The organism is Oscillospiraceae bacterium, from assembly GCA_031265355.1.
Classification (GTDB): domain Bacteria; phylum Bacillota; class Clostridia; order Oscillospirales; family UBA929; genus JAIRTA01.
In genome coordinates this window covers 1-22,128 of the sequence record JAISCT010000045.1, presented here as the reverse complement: position 1 = coordinate 22,128, position 22,128 = coordinate 1, and the positions used below count along the sequence as shown (strand labels likewise).

The window sequence follows — 22,128 nt, the reverse complement described above, 5'->3', positions numbered from 1 at the left end:
GAGTTCACATGAAACCCATATGGACCGTGGGTATTTTAGAACCCGGCGTCTGCCCTATCCGGCACGCGTTGCGCCGGATGCTGGCACAGGCCGCCGCGGGGCGGGCCGTGGCTCTTCTGCCCGGACGCCGCGCCCTCCGGCCGCACCCGGACGGCGCATACTACCGTGCGGACGCACTGGTCGCCGTCCCCGGCTTTCGCACGGACAGAGGCTTTGAGAGTCGTATCGCGATTTTGCCCGGCACGGACGCGGGCGCTTGGCGGATACGGGCCGGTGAGGTAATCACTTACGGACTGTCCGCGCGGGACACGCTCACACTGTCCAGCGCGGCGGACGATCGTCTGGCCCTGGCCGTCCAACGCGAGATTGTCGACGTCACAGGGCGGCGCGTCGACCGGCAGGAGATCACGCTGCGACGCCCGCCGCGCCTGGAACTCTGGCAGTGCCTCGCCTGCGTGGGAACGCTCCTCGCGGCGGGGGTGGCGCCGGCCCGACTGCCGCCGCTGTTCGCGCGGCGCGGCGCCGGCATAGCCGCGCAGGGCGCCGCATATATATGAGAAAAAGCCGCCGGACGCACCGCGCCTCACAAAACCGGGCCTCTGAAAACACAAAATGAACTTCTGTACGGGAGTGTCCTGCCATGTCCACACAGACGACCCACAACAGCGTGTACCTCCGGGGATTCGTTGAGTCCCCCCCGATTTTCTCACACGAAAGTCACGGCCGCTCCTATTTTCTGCTGACGCTCGGCATCCAGCGACTGTCCGGCACGCGCGACGTCGTCCGCGTACTGGTCAGCCGAGAGACGCTACACGCCTGCGATTGCACGCCGGGGCGTTTCCTCGCGGCGGAAGGGTCCCTGCGCTCTTTTAACAACAGAACGGGCATCGGCAGCAAACTGGTCATTACGGTGCTGGCGCACACGCTGTCGCCGAGCCACGACGCCCACGAAAACAAAGTCTTCCTGTCGGGCGCACTCTGCAAAACGCCGATCTATCGCAAAACGCCGCTTGGGCGCGAGATCTGCGACCTCATTCTGGCAGTCGGCCGCTCCTATGGGCGGTCCGATTATCTGCCTTGCATCGCCTGGGGCGCGGGCGCGCGCCAATGCGCCGGCCGCCGGGTGGGAACCCGTCTGGCTCTTGAGGGGCGCATCCAAAGCCGAACCTACATAAAGGTGCTTGATGACGACACCCAGGTCCGGCGCGTCGCTTTTGAAGTATCGGTGAGCACTCTGTTGCCGGAGTCCGCGGCGCCGTAAGACGCGCGCCGGCTCAGGCCTCCGCCTCCAAGGCAACCAGCGCGCCGCCAAGGAGCGTGGTCCGCATCCACATCGCCATGTCGATCTCTTTCACGTGTCCCTGGTCGCAGATCTCGGCGGTCAGCGTCTCCGTCTCCAAGGCCGACAGGAGCACCCAGTGCCAACTGTCTAGGTTGCGCAGCGCGCCGTTTGAGAGGTTTAAAAAACCCATTGGCAAATCGTCACGCAGACAACGCGCCGCGAAGTCGCGCAACGCGCCCGGGCCGCGCCGGTGGATCTCAAGCGTCCGCACGGCGAGCGGCACGCCGCGCGCCGCCCCATAGCGCCGCACGCCGTCCGAAAAGAGCCGGGCGGTGTTCACACCCTGGCTTCCCGGCGTGACGCAATCGAACATATCACGCATCAGCGCCAAAAAACGTACCTGTCCGGCGTCCCCCACGTCACACAGCGGCGCGAGGCGCGGGCGCGAGCGGACCAGATACCACACGAGGCCCGAAGCGACAGTCGGTCCGCAGCCGGCCCGCCGCTGCCAGGCCCCCTCGTACCACTCCTGCGAACCGCCCATGTACACGGCGTCGGGCGCCGTCACCGAGAGCAGCTTTGGAGACAAGATTGAAATGTTCATCTGCGCACCTCTCACAGCGCCTGATGCCCGGCGCCGTGCCGGATGATCAACCGGCGGGCGGATGCATCTGCACCGCAAAGGCCTCGTAGAGCGCCGGGATCGTCTTTTTCAGCGAGACGGGCCGCAGCCCCTCGCTGCGGACAAAACGGACGGCGCAGAGCCGTCCGTTTTTGGGGTCCGGTCCCGTTGCGCCTCTCGCCGCGGGCGGCGGCGTCAGGTGTTTTTCATGATCACGCCTTCGATGATGTCGGCCACGTCCTCGCAGAAATCAAGGCAGCTCTCAAGACACTCGAAGATGTTGGTCCAGATGATGACGTGACGCATGTCTGCGTCCTCGGTGTAGAGCTGCTTCATGCTCTTCGCGAAGAGCGCGTCCCCATCGCTCTCAATGGTATTGATCTCAATCAGCAGGGAGATAATGGTCTTCGACTTGCGGAAATGTTTGAACTCTTTCAGCGCCGTCTCCAGCGCCTGGCAGCAGCGCACGATGAGCGACGTGAAAGACAGCACATCCGGGCGCAGCGTCCGGATGTTGGCCGCGTACATATTCACACGCTGCATCACATCGTCGATAGAATCCACCACATTGTCGAGATCTTGCGAGAGCGAGATGATGTCCTCCAGTTCGATCGGCGTCATGAACTCGTGCGCCAGATGCCGCAACATATCGTGCTTTAAGCCGTCCGCATCGTTTTCGATCTTGTGCAGCTCGTCCACCTGCCGGGCCAGCGCGGCGGGGTCGAAGGATGAAAACGTCTCATGCAGGTACGTGGCGGCCTCCAGTGCGGCGCAGCCGCAGGCGTAAAAGTAGGCGAAGTAATCGAATTTTTCTCCCCGTACTTTTCCCATGCCTTGTCTCCTTTCGGTCCCTGGCGGATGTCCGCGCCCCACGGCGGGCGCCGGCGCCGCTCAGAAGAGATACATAAAAAACTTGGTCATAATATACCCCAGCAACCCGCAGCCGGGGAAGGTGAGAACCCAGGCCAGCACCATCTCCCGCACGATGCTCCAGTTGACGGCGGAGAGCCGTTTGGACGCGCCCACACCCATGATAGCCGTGGTTTTTGTGTGCGTCGTGCTGACAGGAATGCCCGTCAGCGAAGAGAAGAGCAAACAACCGGCGGCGGCGAGGTCGGCGGAGAAACCCTGGTAGGTCTGCAGCTTTACCATGTCGAGTCCGACCGCTTTGATGATGCGGTACCCCCCGACCGAGGTACCGAGCCCCATGACGGCCGAACACAGCAGCATGAGCCATATGGGGATGGAGAAATCCGTCACATGGCTGGAGCCGTTTACAAGGAAAATCCCGAGCATAAAGACGCTCATAAACTTTTGCCCGTCCTGCGCGCCGTGCATAAACGCCATAGACGCACCCCCAAAGACCTGCGCCCGTTTGAAAAAGCCGACTGTCTTCTGACGGTCCATCGGGCGGCAAATGCGCTCAATCAGCCGGACTGCGCCAAACCCGGACCCGAAGCCGAGGATCGTGGACAGCAGCAGCCCGTAGACGACTTTGATCCATTCCTCCGGGTTGATCCCCTCCAAACTGCCGTGTAGCGCGATGGCCGCGCCGGAGAGACCGGCGATCAGCGCGTGACTCTCGCTTGTCGGGATGCCGAATTTCCAGGCGACCGTCGCCCAGACGACGATCGCGAACAGCGCCGCGCACAGCGCCACGGAGGCTTCCGACGAATTGGCGCCAAAATCGACCATGTGGTAGAGAGTCATCGCCACCTGGGAGTTCACAAGGGTCATGAGCAGCACACCGAAGAAATTGCACACGGCCGCCATCGCGATGGCGGAGGACGCCTTCATCGCCCGCGTGGAGATACAGGTGGCAATTGCGTTGGGCGCGTCCGTCCACCCGTTGACAAGGATGACCCCCATCGTCAGCAGGGCCGTCACAGCCACCATGGGGTTGCTGGTCAGCTGGGAGAGAAAATCGCCGATCTCGATGCTCATGAGCGTCTCCCTTCCGTCGCGGGCTGCGCCGGTACAGATTGGACCGGTCCGTGACCGGGCTTGCCCGTCCCGCAGACGCGGCGGTTCTGTCCGACAGGACTCTTCCTTGTCACCATACCATATTTCGCCGCCAATGTCACGAAAAATACGGCCGGCCTCAACCTCGGTCTCGCTTCCATTTGACGCCCTGAGGCGTATCCTCAAGCAAAATACCCCGCGCCCGCAGTTCATCGCGGATGCGATCGGCCTCGACAAAATTTTTGGACACCCGAGCCTCCTGCCGCGCCCGGATCATCTCCTCGACACCGGCGTCCAGCAGCGTCTCCTCTTCCTCGGACGCCAAGAGACCGAGCACATCGGTCATCCCTCGCAACGTCTCGGCGAGGGCCGCCGCCAGAGCACGGGAGGTCTGCCCGGCTGTGCGGATGTTGATCTCACGCACCGCCTCAAAGAGGACGCCGACGGCGTCGGCCGTGTTGAGATCGTCGTCCAACGCGCGCTCAAACCGAGCGGCATAGCCCTGCACGCGCTCGGCGAATCCGGCCTCCTCGTGGGTCATCGCCTCCTCGCGGGACTGCTTGACGAGGAAGATGAGATGGTCGTTCGTGGTGTGCAGCCGTACAAGCGCCGCCTTGTTTTGCTCCAGTGACTCCGTGGAGTAGTTCAGCGGGTTGCGGTAGTGCGCGGAGAGCATGAACAGGCGAATCGTCTCGTAGCCGTAGACCGCCGCCGCGTCGCGCACGGTAAAGAAGTTGCCCAGCGACTTGGACATCTTTTTATTGTCGATGCTCAAAAATCCGTTGTGCATCCAGTAGCGGGCCAGCGGGACGCCATAGGCGGCCTCCGACTGGGCAATCTCGTTCTCGTGGTGAGGGAAGATAAGGTCCTGCCCGCCGCAATGGATGTCGATCGTCTCCCCGAGGTACGCCGCCGACATGGCCGAGCACTCGATGTGCCAGCCGGGACGGCCCGGCCCCCAGGGGGAGGGCCATGACGGTTCTCCCGGCTTGACCGCCTTCCACAGCGCAAAATCGAACGGACTTTCCTTGCTCTCGTCCACCCCCACCCGCGCGCCGGCGGAGAGATCCTCCAGTGACTGCTGGGATAATTTTCCATATTCTGGAAAATTATTTACGCGGAAGTACACGCCGTCCGGCGTCCGATAGGCATACCCTTTCTCGACCAGTCGGCCGATGAGCGCCAAGATGGCGTCCATGCTGTCGGTGGCGCGGGGCGCGATGTCCGGGTCACGGACGCCAAGCCCGTGGGCATCCGCTTTGTACTCCTCAATATAGCGTGCGGCGATTTCGTCGTACGAAACGCCCTCCGCCAGCGCTTTGCCGATGACCTTGTCGTCGATGTCGGTGAAATTCTGCGTGAACGTCACCAGGTATCCCTTTTTTTCCAGATGACGGCGCAACACATCGAACACGATGAGCGGCCGGGCGTTGCCCACATGGATCCGATTGTACACCGTAGGGCCGCAGCAGTACATCAAAACGCGGCCGGGTATAAGCGGGACAAACGTCTCTTTGCGGCGGGTCAGCGTATTATAGATCTCCATCTGCATTCCCCCTGTGCTCCCCCTTTGGCGCTGCGGCGCCGTCTTTGCGGGCTCGGATTCGCACCTGCCCCCACTTTGTGCGTCATACACGCCTACCGGGCGCTCTTCAATACATCGCGGTGTCGCACGATGTACACGGCCCCCGACCAGATGGCCGCGGCCGCCATCAGCCACACGGCCACGGCGCCCAGTGTGACCCCCGACCAAATTTCTACCACGCCCTCGCCCGTCAGCAGGAAGGCGATGCAGAGGATCTGCACTACGGTTTTGATCTTCCCGGCCCAGCCGGCCGCGATGACGCGCCCCTCGGCCACGGCCACCATACGCAGCGAGGTGACGAGAAACTCCCGCGCCACGATGATCATAGCCACCCAGGCCGACATCTCGCCCCGCTGCACAAACATGAGCAGCGCCGATGTCACCAGCAGCTTGTCGGCCAGCGGATCCACAAACTTTCCAAAATTGGTCACTTGGTTCATACGCCGGGCGATGTACCCGTCGACCGCATCGGTGAGGCTCGCCACCATGAAAATGATCAGCGCAAGAAGGCCGGCGTAAGGGAAGGGATTTATCATAGCCCACATGAACACAGGGATCAGGGCGATACGCGCCAAAGTGATGCTGCTGGCGACAGTCAAGGCTTGTCAGTCCCTTCGTCGAAAGTCAACCGGAGACGGCACTGTACGGCGCCCGAACGACGGACGTCGATTCAGACGCCGCGGGCCTTCCCGAAAAGGTCCCCTTCCAGCGTACCGGTGATGCGCACCCGGACCATCTCCCCCTCGGGCACCCGGCCGCGGGCCGTGAAGTACACTTTGCCGTCCACATCCGGGCTGTCGGCCCAGGAGCGGCCGATGTGGCAGCCCGCGTAGCGGTCATATCCCTCCGTGAGCACTGTGAGAATACGTCCCTGCAGCGCGGCGTTGAAGTCGTCCATGATCTCCGTCTGTATCTCCGTTACCACCTCGGCGCGGCGTTTTTTGACCTCTTCGGGCACTTGGTCCGGCATCCCGGCCGCCGGCGTGCCCTCCTCCGCCGAATAAGGGAATACGCCCACCCGCTCCATCCGGACCGCGCGCAAAAAGACGCACAGCTCCTCAAATTCATCCTCGCTTTCGCCGGGCAGGCCGACGATCAAGGATGTACGCAGCACAAGGTCCGGAATGCGCGCGCGCAGTGTCCCGATCAGCGCCTCGATATCGCGCCGCGTGCCCCGACGGTTCATCGCCGTGAGCAGTTTGTCGCTGATGTGCTGGAGTGGGATGTCCAGGTACTTTACGATCTTCTCCTCCCGGGCGATCCGCTCGATCAGGGCGTCGTCTATCGCGTCCGGGTAAAGGTAGTGCAACCGCAGCCAGTGCAGCGGTTCGATGCGACACAGCTCATCCAGCAGCGCCGGCAGCCGGCGTTCGCCATACAGATCGAGACCGTAGCGCGTCGTATCCTGCGCGATCAGGATGAGTTCCTTGGCGCCGCGCGCCGCCAACCGCCGCGCCTCCTCAAGGAGCGATTCCATCGGACGGCTGCGAAACGGACCGCGCAACGACGGGATGACGCAGTACGCACAGTGGTTGTCGCAACCCTCAGCCACCTTGAGGTAGGCGGTGTGAATCGGCGTCGTCACGAGCCGCGGCGTATCCAGCGGTTCCTCGGCCAGCGCGCCGAAGCGCGCTGGCGTTTTGCCCTGAAGCGCCTCGAACAATACTTCCCGGATCTCGTGGAAACTGCCGCAGCCGAGAAGACCGTCCACCTCCGGCAGTTCATCTTGCACTTCGCCGCGGTACCTCTCAACCAAACAGCCCGCCACCAAAATTTTTCCCAGCTTGCCTGCGCTCTTGAGCGCCGCCATCTCCAAAATCGTCTCGATGGCCTCCCGCTTTGCGCTCTCAATGAACCCGCAGGTGTTGACCACCACTGCATCGGCGCCAGACGGTTCCGGCACGATGCGACAGCCCATGTCGGAGAGCAACCACAGCATCTGTTCACTGCTGACCAGGTTTTTCGCACATCCGAGCGACACCATGGCGACTTTGGGCCCGTTCAAGACAGTCTCTCCCCTTCGTCCGCCAGCCGCAGCAGCCCCGCATGAATGTCGTCCCAATCAAACCCCTTGCGGTAGAGCGCGTTGGCGGCCCACCGCCGCTGGCTGTCATCGAGCGGCCCATCCAACGGCAGACGCGCCAAAAAGGCGTCGATCACCCCTTCAGGCGGCGGCGCCTGCATCAGCGCGGCCTCGGCCGTCTCCGTGTCCACCCCCCGGCGATGCAGTTCCCGCCGGATCCGATGAGGGCCGCAACTCCGCGCGGTGTACGACTGCACCAGCGCCTCGGCATACCGGCTGTCGTCCAGGTATCCGAGCGAGAGCAGCCACTCAACCGCCTCACGCGCGCGCTTTTCGGAGAATCCCCGCTCCACCAGCCTGCCAAACAGCTCCCGCGCGCCATAAGCCCGGCGGCCAAGCAGCCGCAGCGCCGCCTCTCGTACGGACGTGTTCTGTCGATCGACCGCAAGCCTCACAGGGGGAGATTCACACACCCGAACGCACCTCTTTCTCCATCAATGGTTCAATTGCTTCTTCTTTATCTTACATTTTATGGGATATGAAGTCAATCCTCCCCGTCACTCTCGTCGTCGACCGACACTTTGACGCCCTTGCCTGCCGGTGTCAGCGCGCGGCCAGCCTTCTTGCTGGCCGCCTTTGTCATGACGAGCGACAGCGCGTTGTCTCGGATGCCCGCTTCGATCTCCTCCGCCATCTCCGGGTGCGCGTCGAGATAGGCGCGCGCGTTGTCTCGCCCCTGCCCCAGCCGGACCTCCCCGCAAGAATACCAAGCGCCGCTCTTTTGCACCAGGTCCAACCGCTCACCGAGATCCAGCAGTTCTCCCGCGTGGGAGATGCCCTGTCCGTATAAGATCTCCACCGTACAAAATCGAAACGGGGGCGCGGTCTTATTTTTAACCACTTTGATGTTCGTGAGGCTGCCGACCGGTTCTCCGCCCACTTCGATGGTCTGCCCCTTGCGCACGTCGATACGCACGCTGGCGTAAAATTTCAGCGCGCGGCCGCCGGTCGTCACCTCTGGATTGCCGTAGGTGATGCCGACCTTTTCGCGGAGCTGGTTGATGAACACCGCCACCGTGTTGGTCTTTGAAAGCGCCCCGGCCAACTTGCGCATCGCCTGGCTCATCAGCCTGGCATGCAGCCCGACCACGGCCTCTCCCATGTTGCCGTCGAGTTCCGCCCGCGGGACAAGCGCCGCCACCGAGTCGATGACAACGATGTCCAGCGCGCCGCTGCGCACCAGTGCCTCACAGATCTCAAGCGCCTGCTCGCCGCTGTCCGGCTGGGAGATGAGCAGACTGTCCGTATCCACCCCGAGCGCGCGCGCATACTCCGGATCCACCGCATGCTCGGCGTCGATAAAGGCGGCCTCGCCGCCGCCCCGCTGGGCCGAGGCAATCATGTGCAAGGCCAGCGTCGTCTTGCCGGAGGACTCCGGCCCATAGATCTCGACGATCCGCCCCCGCGGGACGCCGCCGATCCCCAATGCAAGGTCGAGTGACAGCGACCCGGTGGGGATGGCGCTGACGGCCATACCGGCGTTGTCGCCCAGACGCATAACAGCGCCCTTTCCGTGCTGCCGGTTGATCTGCTCCATTGCCGTCTCCAGCGCTTTTTTGCGGTTGTCAGAATTTTTGTTGTCCACAGGGGCCTCGTAACGGGGCAGATTCGCCATTTTCATCATCCTTTTTCTTTATAACACCTCTCACCGTTTCGTGCGAGGCGCCCTTTATCCGATTTCCGCGATCCCCTCGCGGATGGCTTCGTTCCACACGGGCGAACCCATGACGACACGTTCAATGCCGCCCGTGTCGCGCAACGTTTCGATGCCGCCGTAGGCCTCCCGATACAAAAGAGTGCGCACGGCCTCCGCCTGCCCCACGCCGCACTCAAAAAGCAGCCGCCCACCGCGCCGCAGCGCAGGCCGCCAACCGGCGACCACCGAGCGGTAGAATTGCAGGCCGTCCGGCCCGCCTTCCAACGCGAGGCGCGGCTCATAGTCGCGCACCGAATGATCTAAATTTTTCCATTCTTCGTCCGGGACATAGGGCGGGTTGCAGACGAGGACGTCGAAAGCGCCGAGAGACGCCGGAGCGGAGGCAAGTGCGTCGACGTTCATACAGGCCACCCGGGCCGACAAATCATGCCGGCGCACATTGCGGCGCGCCACTTTGAGCGCCAAATCGGAGACATCGCCGAGCACCACGCGGCACCCGGCGGCATACACCGCCACGGCAAGGCCCACACAGCCGCTGCCGGCGCACAAATCGAGCACGCGGGCACCCGGACCGCACGCCCGCGCGGCGGCGATGGCCGCGTCCGCCAACACTTCTGTGTCCACACGGGGGATGAGCACGTCGGGGTTGACCACAAAAGTCAGCCCAAAGAACTCCCACTCGCCGACGATGTAGGCGATCGGCTCGCCGGCCAGCCGGCGCTCCAACAGGACCATCGCCGCCGCTTCCGCCTCGGGGGGGACGTAGAAATGACGGTCCCGTGCGAGGGCCGCCCGATTCCGTCCGGTTGCGTGACGTATGATCTCCCGCGCCTCCAGTGACGCCATAGCGACGCCGCTGCCAAGCAAGCGCTGTCTCATATCCAGATACAGATCGTTGTAGGTCCTCGCCACAGCCTCATCTCCTGAGAGGGATCAATGTAAGAACGGCTAAGCAGATCTTTACAGGCGACACCCCGCGCCGTCCGGCGTCTGGATATCGTCAATTGTATTTGCCCCATTCGTCGTCACCGGCTTGTTTGGGCAGCACGCGCTGCAACGCCTCGATCCCCACCTCGATCATGGTGTCGTCCGGCTCGTTCGTCGTCAGATGCTGCATCCACAGCCCGGGCGCGCGGATCACACGGGTGAAGACATTGTCGTGCCGCCCCACCCACCGGTTGGCCTCGTAGCTGATGGCGACTACGACGGGCAACAGCACAAGCCGCGAGGCCAGTCGGAGCCACATGTTGTCAAACGGCACCATGACGGAGAATACGAAGATACTGATGATAACCACCGTGAACAAAAAGCTGGTGCCGCAGCGCGGGTGCAGACGGGGGTAGCGCCGGACGTTGTCTACACTGAGTTCCGCACCTGCCTCGTAGCAGGCGATGGTCTTGTGCTCCGCGCCGTGGTAGGAAAAGACGCGCTGGATGTCCTTCATGCGGGAGACGAGGAATAAGTACCCGAGCAGGATGACAAGACGGACCAAACCCTCCAGCAGATTGCGCCACACACCGCCGATCACGTCCCGACCGATGAGACCCGTCAGAAAAGCGGGCAGCAACATGAAGATCCCGACGGCCAGCGCAACGCCCAGCACCATAGAAAATGTAAGTACTGCCTTCTGAGCCGCCTCGCTCTCCAGCTTTTTGTCGAGCCAGCTGGCAAATCGGGACGGCTCCTTGGCCGGCGCCTCCTCCGGCGCCTCCTCCGGGTAGTACTCGGCCGACCACATGAGCGCCTTCATCCCGAGCCGCATGGAGTCCACAAAACCGATCACGCCGCGCACAAATGGCCAACCGAGCACAGGGTGTTTGTCCTTATAGGGCACAATCTCTTTCTCCTGCGTGACAATTCCCTCCGGCGCGCGCACCACCATGGCGATCTTGTCCGGGCCGCGCATCATGATCCCCTCGATGATAGCCTGTCCGCCGATCATCGTGCGGAAGGTCTCGTCCTTTTTCTTGCGTTGCTTGTCCTGTCTGTCTTTCTTCTCTGTGGCTGCGTTCTCTGTCATCACGGCTTTGTTCCTCTTCTGATTCACAAGTTCGGGGCAGACCGCCGGGCCGCCGAAACACGGCGGCCCGGCGCACCCGCGGGCATTTTGTCTCATTATATCAAACCGCGCGCACAAGCGCAACGAAAATTTCAGCGACGCACGGCGGCGCGGCCTCAGCTGCCGCGCACCGCCGGCACAGCCAGCGGCATACGGGCAGCTCCCCAGACGAAGGCGCGCACCGTGCGGCCCGGAGCGACGGGCTCGACGGGTCGGATGAAGGGGGCGAACTGATTGACTGATTCGCTGTACTTCGACACCGACTGTCTATCCGTGTTCTTTTGAAACTAAAATTTATCTCTCAAAAATCAAACCCCAAGCTCACCGCGCAATGCAGCAAGCGCCTCTCCGGCAGGATGAACATTGCCTTTTTCAATATCCGCATAGCCTTTTTCAAGTTCAGCATGAAACTCATCCTCGGTAAGCATGAGGTCTGTTGCGGTTTTTGCAAAAGTCATTTTCCCTGCCACATGCTTCCCAAGCTGTCCCAAATCAACGCCTCATTTGTGTCCGTCAGTGACCAATATGTATATTCTTCATTTTTCGGCAAAAATGCCATCACACAGGACAGATTCGATACGTCCTGTGTGATGATATCGCCATTTTCCATCGTCACGCTGAATGTCCCGCAATGCGCAGGATATCGGTCGTCCCCATACCATACATCATTGCTTAATGTGCCAAAGATGACGTGTTCGCCCGCTATTTCCTCAACCGCTGGCTGCACCACCGCACTATGCGGCTGGTTATCAGCCTTTCTATCTAAGATACGAACATTGTCCCCGTCCCATTCCCAGGCGACAACGTACGAACCTCCATATTCAACGGTAGCAGACATGACATAACTGTAATATATTTCACCCCTTTGCTCGGTTAGCAAAACAGCCATTTCGCTTCGCAGTCCCAAGGGAGAGCTGAACTTTTCTTCCAGTAAAGCGTCCAGTAAAATTTTATCATTTGCACTTTGCGGCGGCAGCGGCGCGTTTAATGATGTCATAAATTTTTCCAGATTCCCCAGGGACTCTTCCATATTCCTTTGCAGCATCTCATCCCGTATCCCCTGCGCCTTGGCGGTTTCAATCTGCCAAGGCAAGTATGCGTCAAGATAATGCCCTGTAGTCTCAGCAGTGCTCTCCGGCAATTCACTGACAGATGTCTGCGGTGAGACATCTGTTACAGTACATCCGGCGAAGAAAACAATACCAAAAATTGTGCAACAAGTGATCGAACTGAAAAATCTTTTCATATTCACAGCCTCCCTTCTTTTTGATATATAAATCCGAATCAACTCTTACAGCACCACACCATATCGTGCTGATTCAGCGATTCAAGTCAACTTCACAGCCCTATGTCCCGGCGCATGTGGAGGCCTTCGAAGCGGATGGCGTCCGCCGTCTCGTAGGCCAGACGGCGGGCCTCCTCTGGGCTTGGGGCGCGGGCTGTCACACCCAATACGCGTCCGCCGGCGGTTATACAGTCCGTGCCTTGCCGCACCGTGCCTGCGTGAAACACCACACGCTCCGGGGTGTCGTCCGGCAGACCGGTGATCGGCAGCCCCGTCGGATAGGCGCCCGGATAGCCGCCGCTCGCCAGAACGACGCAACAGGCGGCCTCCGGCCGCCAGCGGATGTCCGCCGACGCCAGCGTGCCGCCGCGCACGGCCAGCAGGATGTCCAGAAGATCGCTCTCCAGCAGCATCAGCACCGCCTGCGCCTCCGGGTCGCCAAAGCGGGCGTTGTACTCCACGACGCGCGGCCCCTGCTCTGTCAGCATCAGGCCAAAATACAAAACGCCCTGGAAGGGCCGCCCCTCGGCGGCCAGCGCCCGGACAGTGGGCGTGAAGATGGTCTCCTCACAGAGCGCCGCCAGCGCCGGCGTGTAGCCGGGGGCCGGCGAGACCGCGCCCATACCGCCGGTGTTTGGGCCTTGGTTGCCGTCAAACACGGGCTTGTGGTCACGCGAAGAAGGCATGGGTACCACGGTCTTACCGTCGGTAAAGGCCAGCACGGTGACCTCCGGCCCCGTCATGCACTCCTCGACGACCACCCGCGCGCCCGCCTCACGGAACCGTTTGTTCTCCATCATATCCCGCACGGCGCGCACCGCCTCGTCCTCCGTGCGTGCGACGACGACGCCCTTGCCCAAAGCCAGCCCGTCGGCCTTGACCACAATGGGCGCACCTTGGGCGCGGATGTAGTCGATCGCCCTGTCCGGTTGGTCGAAGGCGCACCACCGCGCCGTGGGGATGTTGTATTTCTGCATCAGCGTCTTGGCGTAGATCTTAGAACTTTCGATCTCCGCCGCCGCGCGGCGCGGACCGAAGGCCGGAACCCCGGCCGCCTCCAGCGCGTCGACACAGCCCAGCGCCAGCGGGTCGTCCGGCGCCACGACGACAAAATCTATCTTTTCCCGCTTGGCCCACGCGACGATGCCGTCCACGTCGGCGGCGCGCACCGGCACGCACGTAGCCAGCCGGGCGATGCCGGCGTTGCCCGGCGCGCAGTACAATTTCGTGACGCTGCCGCTCTGCGCGAGCTTCCAGCACAGAACATGTTCGCGCCCCCCGGACCCAACGACAAGCACTCTCATGGGCACCCTCTCCTCCCTGCCTTTAACGGCACGATGGTTCAGGTGTCAGACGTACTTCTGACACCTGAACCATCGACGTTCATCAATGTTTAAAATGCCGGACTCCGGTGAAGAGCATCGCGATGCCCGCCTCGTCGGCCGCGTCGATGGATTTCTGATCGCCCACCGAACCGCCCGGCTGGATGATCGCGCTGACGCCGGCCTTCTCGGCCTCCCGTACGCAATCCTCAAACGGAAAGAACGCGTCGGAGGCCATCACAGATCCCCGGGCCGCCTCGCCGGCATATTGGATGGCCAGCCTCAGCGCCGTGACGCGGTTCGTCTGCCCCGGGCCGATGCCCACCGTACGGCGGCCGTTTACCAGCACAATGGCGTTGGATTTGACGTATTTGACCACCTTCCAGGCAAAATGAAGCGAGGCCATCTCCTCCTTCGTGGGCGCGCGGCGGGTCACGACACGCGGCACGGACTCGTCATACAAAATATCGTCCCGGCTCTGTACCAACAGCCCGCCGGAGACGCGCCGCAGATCGTAGTCTAACGGAATATGAGGGTCGCCCATCAGCTCCAATGTGAGCAGCCGGAGATTTTTTTTCACGCTCAAGATCTCCACCGCCTCGTCGGTGAACGCCGGCGCCACCACGATCTCAAGGAAGATCTTGTGGATCTGCGCGGCCGTCTCGGCGTCACAGGTGCGGTTCAGCGCGACAATACCGCCGAAAATGGACACGGGATCGGCCGCGTAGGCGTTTTCCCATGCTTCCAACAACGTGCGACCCAGCCCCACGCCACAGGGGTTCGTATGCTTGACGGCCACCACACAGGGCTCTTCAAACTCTCGGATGAGCTCGATCGCCCCGTTGAGATCGCCTATGTTGTTGTAGGAGAGTTCCTTGCCGTGGATCTGCTCAAGGGCCGGCAGCGTTCCCTCCCAGCGGCCCACATCCCGATAAAAGGCCGCCGACTGGTTGGGATTTTCTCCGTAGCGCAACGCCTGCTCCTTCTCAAACGTCAGCGTCAGCGTCTCCGGGTACAGCTGGCCCGTCTCGTGCCGCAGATACTCGGCAATGAGCGCGTCGTAGTGCGCCGTGTGTTCAAACACTTTGGAGGCCAGCGCAAACCGCGTTTCCCTGCTTACGCCGCCCTCCTCCAGCGCATCCGCCACCATGTCGTAATCGATCGGATCGATGACGACCACCACATCCTGCCAATTTTTGGCAGCTGAGCGGATCATCGTGGGGCCGCCGATGTCGATGTTTTCGATGGCCTCGGCGAGCTGCACATCCTCTTTGAGGATCGTCTGTTTAAACGGGTAGAGATTGATTACGACGATGTCGATCGGATCGATGCCGAGCAGTTCAAGCTGGGCCATATGGTCAGGATTGTCCCGCATGGCCAGAATACCGCCGTGCACAAAGGGATGCAGCGTCTTCAGCCGGCCGTCGAGACACTCGGGAAACCCCGTAATCTCGCTGATGCCCACCACTGGGATGCCACCCGCCCGGAGCGCGGTTGCGGTACCTCCGGTGGACACGATCTCATACCCCAGCGCCGAAATCCGCCGGGCCAGTTCCACCACGCCTGTTTTGTCAGACACACTGAACAACGCACGCCGCTTCATAACAATTTTCCCCCAAATTCGTCAGTTTTCGCTAATTTCTTTCTGTGTCATATCATATCACAAACGCGCCCGCTTGACAACCCACCACACGGGGAACGAGAGAGAGAAGAAGCAAGAAAAAGAACATGCCCCGGGCGTCAAAAGACCCGAGGTCATGTTCTCCATTGATCTCTGGGAACATACCGTCGGCGCGTCCGCGCGGACGCGCCGACGGTACGCAATTTACCGCGCGTCGGCCGCTTTGATCAGTTTCACCGCCGCGAAGATCTCGCGGGTGGCCGGATCGTCGTAGGTCACGGTCTGACCACTTATGAACTTGTCGGCCAGCTGGACAGTCAGCTTGCCCATCTCGTCGGGGTACTGGGCCACAGTCGCGGCCATGATGCCGTTTTTCATCGCGTCCACGGCCTCTGGGTCATTGTTAAAGCCGATGACGACGATATCGTCGCGGCCCGCGTCGGCCAGGGCGTTGGCCGCTCCGACGGCCATCGGGTCATTCTCGGCAAAGACAGCCACAAGGTCCGAGTTGGAGGCCAACAGGTCCTGCATGATGGAATAGCCTTCTTCGCTCTTGGAGTGGCCTGAAACTTCGGCTACCACATTGTACCCGGCGGCGGTGATGTTGGCCTTGAAGCCCTCGCCGCGGCGGATGGCGTAGACAGCCTCCGGTTCACACTTGATGATGGCAACCTTTTTGGAGCCCTCTTTGCCGGTCAGCAATTCGGCGGCGTAGTCGGCGGCCTGCTGACCGCCCTGATAGCAGTTGGATATGACGATGGCGTCGTAGTCGGCGCCACCGCCGCCGATGTCGTCCACGACGACCGGGATGTTCTTTTCCTTGGCGGCCGCCACGATGCTGGAGAGCGCCTCCGGCTTGCAGGGGGAGATGATCAGCGCCTGGATGCCCGAGTTTATCAGGTTAATGGCCCCCGTGACCATCTCAGTTTCATCACTCTTCTGGTCATGCAGCTGGTACTTATATCCCAATCGCTCGATCTCGGCGCGGGTTCCTCTTTCCATTATTTGGAAAAATTCATACTGCATGTCGTAGACCGAGAAGCCGATGGTACCCTTCTCGCCGGTGACGTCGGCAGCTTTGATCAACCGTACCTCCGCGAAGATTTCACGGGTGTCCGGGTTATCATAGGTCACGGTCTCGCCTTTGATGAATTTGTCGGCCAATTGCACGGTCAATTTACCCATCTCACCGGGATACTGGGCCACAGTTGCGGCCATGATGCCGTTCTTCATCGCGTCCACGGCTTCGGGGTCGTTGTTGAAACCGATGACGACGATATCGCTGCGGCCCGCGTCGGCCAGAGCGTTGGCCGCCCCGACGGCCATCGGATCATTCTCGGCAAAGACAGCCACAATGTCCGGATTGGAGGCCAGCAAGTCCTGCATGATGGAGTAACCTTCTTCGCTTTTCGAGTGGCCGGAGACTTCGGCCACCACACTGTACCCGGCGGCGGTGATATTGGCTTTAAAACCCTCGCCGCGGCGAATGGCGTAGACGGCCTCCGGTTCACACTTGATGATGGCGACATTCTTGGAGCCCTCTTTGCCGGTCAGCAATTCGGCGGCGTAGTCAGCGGCCTGCTGACCGCCCTGGTAACAGTCGGAGATGACGATGGCGTTGTAGTCGGCGCCACCGCCGCCGATGTCGTCCACGACGACCGGGATGTTTTTCTCCTTGGCGGCCGCGACGATGCTGGAGAGCGCCTCCGGCTTGCAGGGGGAGATGATCAGCGCCTGAATGCCCGAGTTTATCAGGTTGATGGCGCCTGTAACCATTTCGGTCTCGTCGCTTTTCTGGTCGTGCAGCTGGTACTGGTAGCCCAGCCGCTCGATCTCGGTGCGGGTACCCTCCTCCATGAGCTGGAAGAACTCATATTGCATGTCGTAGACCGAGAAACCGACGGTACCTTTGTCGCCGCCACTTGGTTGGTCGGTACTGGCGTCGGGCGAGACGGCGGGACCGTTGGTGGCGCAGGCGGCCAGCGTGAGGACCAGTGCCGCGCACAGGAAGAGCGCGAAGATGCGTTTTTTCATGTTTTACCTCTCCTTAACAAAATTTTGATAGATTAATGGAATTGCTCACGATTGGGAAGCTGCTTTGAGCGCGGCCGCGCGGCGGGCACCAACCTTGACGCGGCGGCTCTCCATTTGGGCGCGAATCTCGTTGATAGAAAATGCGAACAGCAGGATGGCGCCCTGAATGATGCGTTGTGGGTAAGAACCGATGCCGATGAGCGGCATCCCGACAGTCAGCGTCGCGAAGAACAGCGCCGCCGACATGGAATTGAAGATGTTGCCCTTGCCGCCGGCCAGTGCGGTGCCGCCCAGCACGACGGTGGTGATGACGTCAAACTCAAAGCCCTGGAGCATACCGGCGTTCTCCGAGGCCAGATAGCAGGTGTTAAGGATGGCGGCGATGCCGACAAAACCGCCCAGCAGCGTAAACACCAAAATCTTGGTCCTATCGATGTTGATTCCGGAGATACGGCTGGCCTCCACCGAGTTGCCGATGGCCAGCGTATCGCGCCCCAATTTCATCTTACGCAGGACTACCCCGCCCACGGCGGCGCACAGAAGCATCACCCAGAAGGAGAAGGGCAGCCACAAGATGGTCCCCGTACCCAGATAATCGAACAGGGCGTACTGCTCCGTGGTGATCTGCTGGTTGATGACATACGGCTGGCTGTCGGTGACCAAGTAGGCCGAACCCCGCAGCACATAGAGGGTACCCAGCGTGGCGATAAAAGCTGGGATACGCAATTTGGCGACCAGCACGCCGTTGAACAGGCCGCACACCACGCCCAGCACCAGTATGATGAGAAAAGTGGCCAGAATGCCCACCCAGGTGATGCCCAGATACTCCACACCGTCCGGACGAACCGTGACGCCGACTTGTTCCTGCGGGGGGCGATCGGAGAAGACCCGCAGCAGCATGACAAAGGTGCAGCCGAGGAAGGCCGACATGGACCCGATACTCTGGTCGAAGTGCTTGGATGCGATGCACAGCGTCATGCCGACGCCGCAGATGCCCATAAAAGATGCTTTTTGCAGGATGGACTGGTAAGTAGAGAATTGCCGGAACCCCGGCGCGCCCACAGCAAACAAAATGAGCCACAAGACAATCAGGGCGTAAAAGATGCCCAACTCACGGAAATCAATTTTCTTGACAAGGCTTTTCATGTGCGCGCCTCCTTCATGAGCTCCTGTATGCCGCTGATGGCCAGGGCCAACAGCAAAATGATGCCGATGGCCAGCCGCTGGTACTCGTCAGGCAGTCCCAACAAATTCAATCCGTTGCGCGTGAGGGTAAGCATAACGGCGGCCATCAGGGAGCCCCAGACATTTCCTCGCCCCCCCGCCAATGAGGTGCCGCCCAAAATCGCGGCGGTGATGACTTCCAATTCAAAGCCGACACCCAATGTAGCCGCGCCCTGCATGAGCTGGGAGGCCGTGATCAATGAGGACAGCGCGGCGGTCGCGCCGGTGAGGACGAAGACAAGAATCAGTGTGCGGTCCACCCGGATGCCCGAGGTGCGGGCGGATGCCTCGTTGGAGCCGACGCTGCGGGTGTGGACGCCGAAGCGGGTGTACCGGTAGAGGAAGTATCCGACAGTGAACACCGCCGCCAGCAAAAGCATCTGCGTCAGCTGAATTTGCTGGCCGAACACATTCACGCTCTGGGAGAAGAACTTGGCCTCGGGGTGCTCCGAGCGGTTGAGCATCTGCTTGGAACCGTCGGTGTAGACCAGCGCGACGCCCCGGAAGATCATGCTCATAGACAAGGTGGCCACGAAGGTCACAATTTTCAGCTTGGTGATAACAAGCCCGTTGAGCAGACCGCAGACGGCGCCCACGGCAAGCGTCAGCAGCGTGGCGGGAAACAGCCCCATCACGGGCAAGGCAGAGGCCCAGACACAGGTGGACAGACCCACAATACTGCCGACCGACAGGTCGAAGCCACCCGAACAGATGGCGAACGTCATGCCCAGCGCGGGGATGCCCACGATGGCCGAACGGGCCAGTACGTTCAGCAGGTTACCGGCGGCCAGGATGCTGGGTGTGAGGATGGCGAAGACGATGAGCGCCACGACCAAAATGGCCAAGATTCCGAATTTTTCCCAGCAATGCCAAAACATGTTCGCCCGTCTGCTCATCATAACACCGCCCCCTCGCTGAAATAAGTCTCGCCGCCTGTGGCGCACCGCATGATAAGGTTTTCATCCATCTCGTCCCGCAGAATGTTACCGGTGACGCGGCCTTGGAAGATCACCAGTGTACGGTAACAGATGGACATAATCTCCGGCAGTTCGGAAGAGATCACCAAAATGGCGTACCCCTGCTCGGACAGCCCGGATAGCAGCTGATAGATCTCGGCCTTCGCGCCCACGTCGATGCCGCGGGTCGGCTCGCAGAGGACGAGCACCTTGCAGCCGGACGCCAGCGCGCGGGCCAGCACGAACTTCTGCTGGTTGCCGCCCGACAGGCTCATGATGCGCTGGATCTCGTTTGCGTACCTCATGTTCATGCTTTTCGTGTACGATGCCAACAATTCGCGTTCCTTTTTGGCGGAGATCAACCGGAACTTGGAGATTATGCGCAGGATATTGATGGTGATGTTCTCTCGGACGGTCATCAGCGCGAAGATACCGGCGTCCTTGCGATCGTCAGTCACAAACCCGATGCCCTTCCTGATGGCGTCAGTGGGGCGACGGATGTCGGCTGTCTCGCCGTTCACGGTCACCGAACCAGTGTCGTGGCGCACGAGGCCGTAGATGGCTTTGACGATATCCTCCCGGCCGCAACCCATCAGCCCGGCCATGCCGACCACCTCACCGGCCCGGAGAGTAAAGGACACATCGGAGAAGACCCCCTCCTTGCCCAGATCTTTGACCGCCAGCAGCGTATCGCCCAGCGGATGGACGGCATATTGGTAAAGCTGGGAGATATCGCGGCCCACCATCATCTCGACCAGTTTGCGCTCGTCGAGTTCGCCGATGGCGCGGGTGCCGATATACTGGCCGTCCCGCAGGACCGTCACCCGATCGGACAGGTCAAAGACCTCGCGCAGACGGTGGGATATGTAGATGATGGTCTTGCCGTCGGCGCGGAGTCTCCGGATGATGCCGTAGAGCGTCTCCACCTCCTGATTGTTCAGCGCCGCCGTCGGTTCGTCCATGATGATGATCTCGGAATTGTGCGAAAGCGCTTTGAGAATCTCCACCATCTGACGCTGGGAAACACTCAGTGCACTCACGTAATCTGCCGGCCGAATTTGCAAACCAAGACTGTCGATCAGCGCCTGTGTACGACGATTCAGTTCTCGGTAATTGACGCAGCCCGCCCGGCCCGGCAGTCCACTTATGTAAATATTTTCCGCCACTGTCAGTGCTGGCATGAGATTCAATTCCTGATAGATAACGCTGACGCCATGCCGCAGTGAATCCGCGATATTTTTGATCTCGCACTCCTTGCCGCCGATCAAAATCTGGCCGCTATCCATGCTGTACAGTCCGCCCAAAATCTTCATGAGCGTCGACTTACCCGCGCCGTTTTCGCCAACCACCGCATGCACCTCACCCTTTTCTACCGACAGTGTCACATCGGAAAGGGCTTTGACGCCTGGAAATATTTTACATATCTTTCTCGCCTCTATCGCTGCCATACTACCGCAGTCACCTCCTCCTCTTCTCTATTTTATTGTAAAGTATTTCGCGCAAAAGTAAATGGAGAATAGTAAACACTTTTGATGTAGAAAATAAAACACCGCCGGACACACACCTCCCTCGTCATCTCTGTTTGCTCCATGTAGCGCCGATGCCGACGCTTGGCTGCGCGCCGCCTCATCGACGCCAAAAAACGGGGTGTTTCTCCTCTTTCTTACTTTTACAGCAACATATATGCCAAATACTGTTGAAGCGCGCATACACACCATCTTCCTTGGTGGGAGACACACGGCACTCCTCACAGTCTCTCGTTTTGGTCGCGCCACTGCCGCCGATACTCGCAGGGCGCGACCCCAGTGACACGCCGAAATGTCCTGCTGAAATGTCCGCTCTCGGAGAATCCCACAGCAAACGCAATCTCTAAAATCTTACGTTCCGTCGAGATCAGCATCTTTTTGGATTCATTGATGCGATGGATCAGCAGGTATTGATAGGGCGTAGTGTGCAGTCGTTCCCGAAACAGTTTGATGAAGTAATACTTGGACAAACCGACTCGCTGTGCCATATCCTCCACGTCAATTGGCTGGTGAAAGTGCTCTTTGATATAGGTCACAACCGCATCGATAATATCTCGATGTTCAGAGTCTTGCCTTTTCTGAATGTCTCGGTATGTGAGCATTTTTGTCAGCAATCCGCTCACATGATTGCTCATAAAGCAGAGCGCATCTGGGTGTGTGTCGTCGTAGGATGCGATGAGTGTTTCAAACATCTCTTTCATCTCGTAATCCATGCCAGGGGTGAGGAGAGAGAATCCGTCTGGAAAGAGACTCTCGTAGTAATAGTCGCAGTTTTGACAGTTGATGTGCATCCACTCAACCACACCTGCACTGAAGTGCAGGGGATGGTAAACGACTGAAAGTCGTATTTTCAGGCTAAAGCCAGTTGAAATATCGCACTGTAAGGCTTTTTATGCTGAAGCATTATTCC

General features: G+C 60.4%; 21 protein-coding genes. 2 read left to right on the top strand and 19 right to left on the bottom strand.

Annotation, left to right across the window (positions count from 1 at the left end):
* Nucleotides 1-8 precede the first annotated feature (8 nt).
* Both LBK75_06470 and LBK75_06465 read left to right on the top strand, forming a co-directional pair.
* Complete coding sequence (locus LBK75_06470; GenBank protein ID MDR1157937.1) at nucleotides 9-557, top strand: hypothetical protein; 549 nt, start codon at nucleotides 9-11, stop codon at nucleotides 555-557.
* 83 nt (nucleotides 558-640) lie between these two features.
* The gene (locus tag LBK75_06465) at nucleotides 641-1,261 is read left to right on the top strand and encodes a single-stranded DNA-binding protein (protein MDR1157936.1); all 621 of its coding nucleotides are present in this window, start codon (nucleotides 641-643) and stop codon (nucleotides 1,259-1,261) included.
* A 13-nt stretch (nucleotides 1,262-1,274) separates the two neighbouring features.
* On the opposite strand, the gene LBK75_06460 is transcribed toward LBK75_06465, so the two are convergent.
* From LBK75_06460 to LBK75_06370, 19 genes are all read right to left on the bottom strand, one after another.
* Nucleotides 1,275-1,886 carry a hypothetical protein gene (locus LBK75_06460; protein ID MDR1157935.1) on the bottom strand — a complete coding sequence of 204 codons (612 nt, stop codon included), beginning with the start codon at nucleotides 1,884-1,886 and terminating at the stop codon, nucleotides 1,275-1,277.
* Between the two features lie 213 nt (nucleotides 1,887-2,099).
* Nucleotides 2,100-2,735, bottom strand: coding sequence for a DUF47 family protein (locus LBK75_06455; GenBank protein MDR1157934.1), 636 nt, complete (start codon nucleotides 2,733-2,735; stop codon nucleotides 2,100-2,102).
* Between the two features lie 60 nt (nucleotides 2,736-2,795).
* Complete coding sequence (locus LBK75_06450) at nucleotides 2,796-3,848, bottom strand: inorganic phosphate transporter (protein MDR1157933.1); 1,053 nt, start codon at nucleotides 3,846-3,848, stop codon at nucleotides 2,796-2,798.
* 157 nt (nucleotides 3,849-4,005) lie between these two features.
* Nucleotides 4,006-5,412, bottom strand: coding sequence for a cysteine--tRNA ligase (gene cysS, locus LBK75_06445; GenBank protein ID MDR1157932.1), 1,407 nt, complete (start codon nucleotides 5,410-5,412; stop codon nucleotides 4,006-4,008).
* Between the two features lie 92 nt (nucleotides 5,413-5,504).
* The gene (gene pgsA / locus LBK75_06440) at nucleotides 5,505-6,050 is read right to left on the bottom strand and encodes a CDP-diacylglycerol--glycerol-3-phosphate 3-phosphatidyltransferase (GenBank protein MDR1157931.1); all 546 of its coding nucleotides are present in this window, start codon (nucleotides 6,048-6,050) and stop codon (nucleotides 5,505-5,507) included.
* Nucleotides 6,051-6,121: 71 nt separating this feature from the next.
* A complete protein-coding gene (rimO, locus tag LBK75_06435; GenBank protein ID MDR1157930.1) occupies nucleotides 6,122-7,435 on the bottom strand; it encodes a 30S ribosomal protein S12 methylthiotransferase RimO in 1,314 nt (437 codons plus the stop codon).
* Between the two features lie 17 nt (nucleotides 7,436-7,452).
* The gene (locus LBK75_06430) at nucleotides 7,453-7,947 is read right to left on the bottom strand and encodes a recombination regulator RecX (GenBank protein MDR1157929.1); all 495 of its coding nucleotides are present in this window, start codon (nucleotides 7,945-7,947) and stop codon (nucleotides 7,453-7,455) included.
* Nucleotides 7,948-8,018: 71 nt separating this feature from the next.
* Entirely contained in the window at nucleotides 8,019-9,149 is a 1,131-nt protein-coding gene (recA, locus tag LBK75_06425; GenBank protein MDR1157928.1) for a recombinase RecA, read from the bottom strand.
* Between the two features lie 54 nt (nucleotides 9,150-9,203).
* A complete protein-coding gene (gene prmC / locus LBK75_06420; protein ID MDR1157927.1) occupies nucleotides 9,204-10,103 on the bottom strand; it encodes a peptide chain release factor N(5)-glutamine methyltransferase in 900 nt (299 codons plus the stop codon).
* A gap of 88 nt (nucleotides 10,104-10,191) precedes the next feature.
* On the bottom strand, nucleotides 10,192-11,211 hold the full coding sequence (locus LBK75_06415) for a DUF1385 domain-containing protein (protein ID MDR1157926.1): 1,020 nt from the start codon (nucleotides 11,209-11,211) through the stop codon (nucleotides 10,192-10,194).
* Between the two features lie 347 nt (nucleotides 11,212-11,558).
* Nucleotides 11,559-11,741: a hypothetical protein gene (locus tag LBK75_06410; protein MDR1157925.1), complete on the bottom strand. Its 183-nt coding sequence runs from the start codon at nucleotides 11,739-11,741 to the stop codon at nucleotides 11,559-11,561.
* On the bottom strand, nucleotides 11,705-12,496 hold the full coding sequence (locus LBK75_06405) for a hypothetical protein (GenBank protein ID MDR1157924.1): 792 nt from the start codon (nucleotides 12,494-12,496) through the stop codon (nucleotides 11,705-11,707). Before LBK75_06405 ends, LBK75_06410 begins: the two co-directional genes overlap by 37 nt.
* Nucleotides 12,497-12,588: 92 nt before the next feature.
* On the bottom strand, nucleotides 12,589-13,839 hold the full coding sequence (gene purD / locus LBK75_06400) for a phosphoribosylamine--glycine ligase (protein MDR1157923.1): 1,251 nt from the start codon (nucleotides 13,837-13,839) through the stop codon (nucleotides 12,589-12,591).
* An 82-nt stretch (nucleotides 13,840-13,921) separates the two neighbouring features.
* Nucleotides 13,922-15,460 carry a bifunctional phosphoribosylaminoimidazolecarboxamide formyltransferase/IMP cyclohydrolase gene (gene purH / locus LBK75_06395; GenBank protein ID MDR1157922.1) on the bottom strand — a complete coding sequence of 513 codons (1,539 nt, stop codon included), beginning with the start codon at nucleotides 15,458-15,460 and terminating at the stop codon, nucleotides 13,922-13,924.
* A gap of 222 nt (nucleotides 15,461-15,682) precedes the next feature.
* Complete coding sequence (locus tag LBK75_06390) at nucleotides 15,683-17,512, bottom strand: substrate-binding domain-containing protein (protein ID MDR1157921.1); 1,830 nt, start codon at nucleotides 17,510-17,512, stop codon at nucleotides 15,683-15,685.
* Nucleotides 17,513-17,557: 45 nt separating this feature from the next.
* Nucleotides 17,558-18,658, bottom strand: a complete 1,101-nt coding sequence (locus LBK75_06385) for an ABC transporter permease (GenBank protein MDR1157920.1) — start codon at nucleotides 18,656-18,658, stop codon at nucleotides 17,558-17,560.
* The gene (locus tag LBK75_06380; GenBank protein ID MDR1157919.1) at nucleotides 18,655-19,635 is read right to left on the bottom strand and encodes an ABC transporter permease; all 981 of its coding nucleotides are present in this window, start codon (nucleotides 19,633-19,635) and stop codon (nucleotides 18,655-18,657) included. The genes LBK75_06385 and LBK75_06380 overlap by 4 nt, the downstream gene beginning before the upstream one ends.
* Nucleotides 19,632-21,140, bottom strand: coding sequence for a sugar ABC transporter ATP-binding protein (locus LBK75_06375; GenBank protein MDR1157918.1), 1,509 nt, complete (start codon nucleotides 21,138-21,140; stop codon nucleotides 19,632-19,634). Before LBK75_06375 ends, LBK75_06380 begins: the two co-directional genes overlap by 4 nt.
* Before the next feature lie 299 nt (nucleotides 21,141-21,439).
* Nucleotides 21,440-22,009 (bottom strand): AraC family transcriptional regulator, encoded by a 570-nt coding sequence (locus LBK75_06370; GenBank protein MDR1157917.1) that lies wholly within the window; start codon nucleotides 22,007-22,009, stop codon nucleotides 21,440-21,442.
* Between the last annotated feature and the right edge of the window lie 119 nt (nucleotides 22,010-22,128).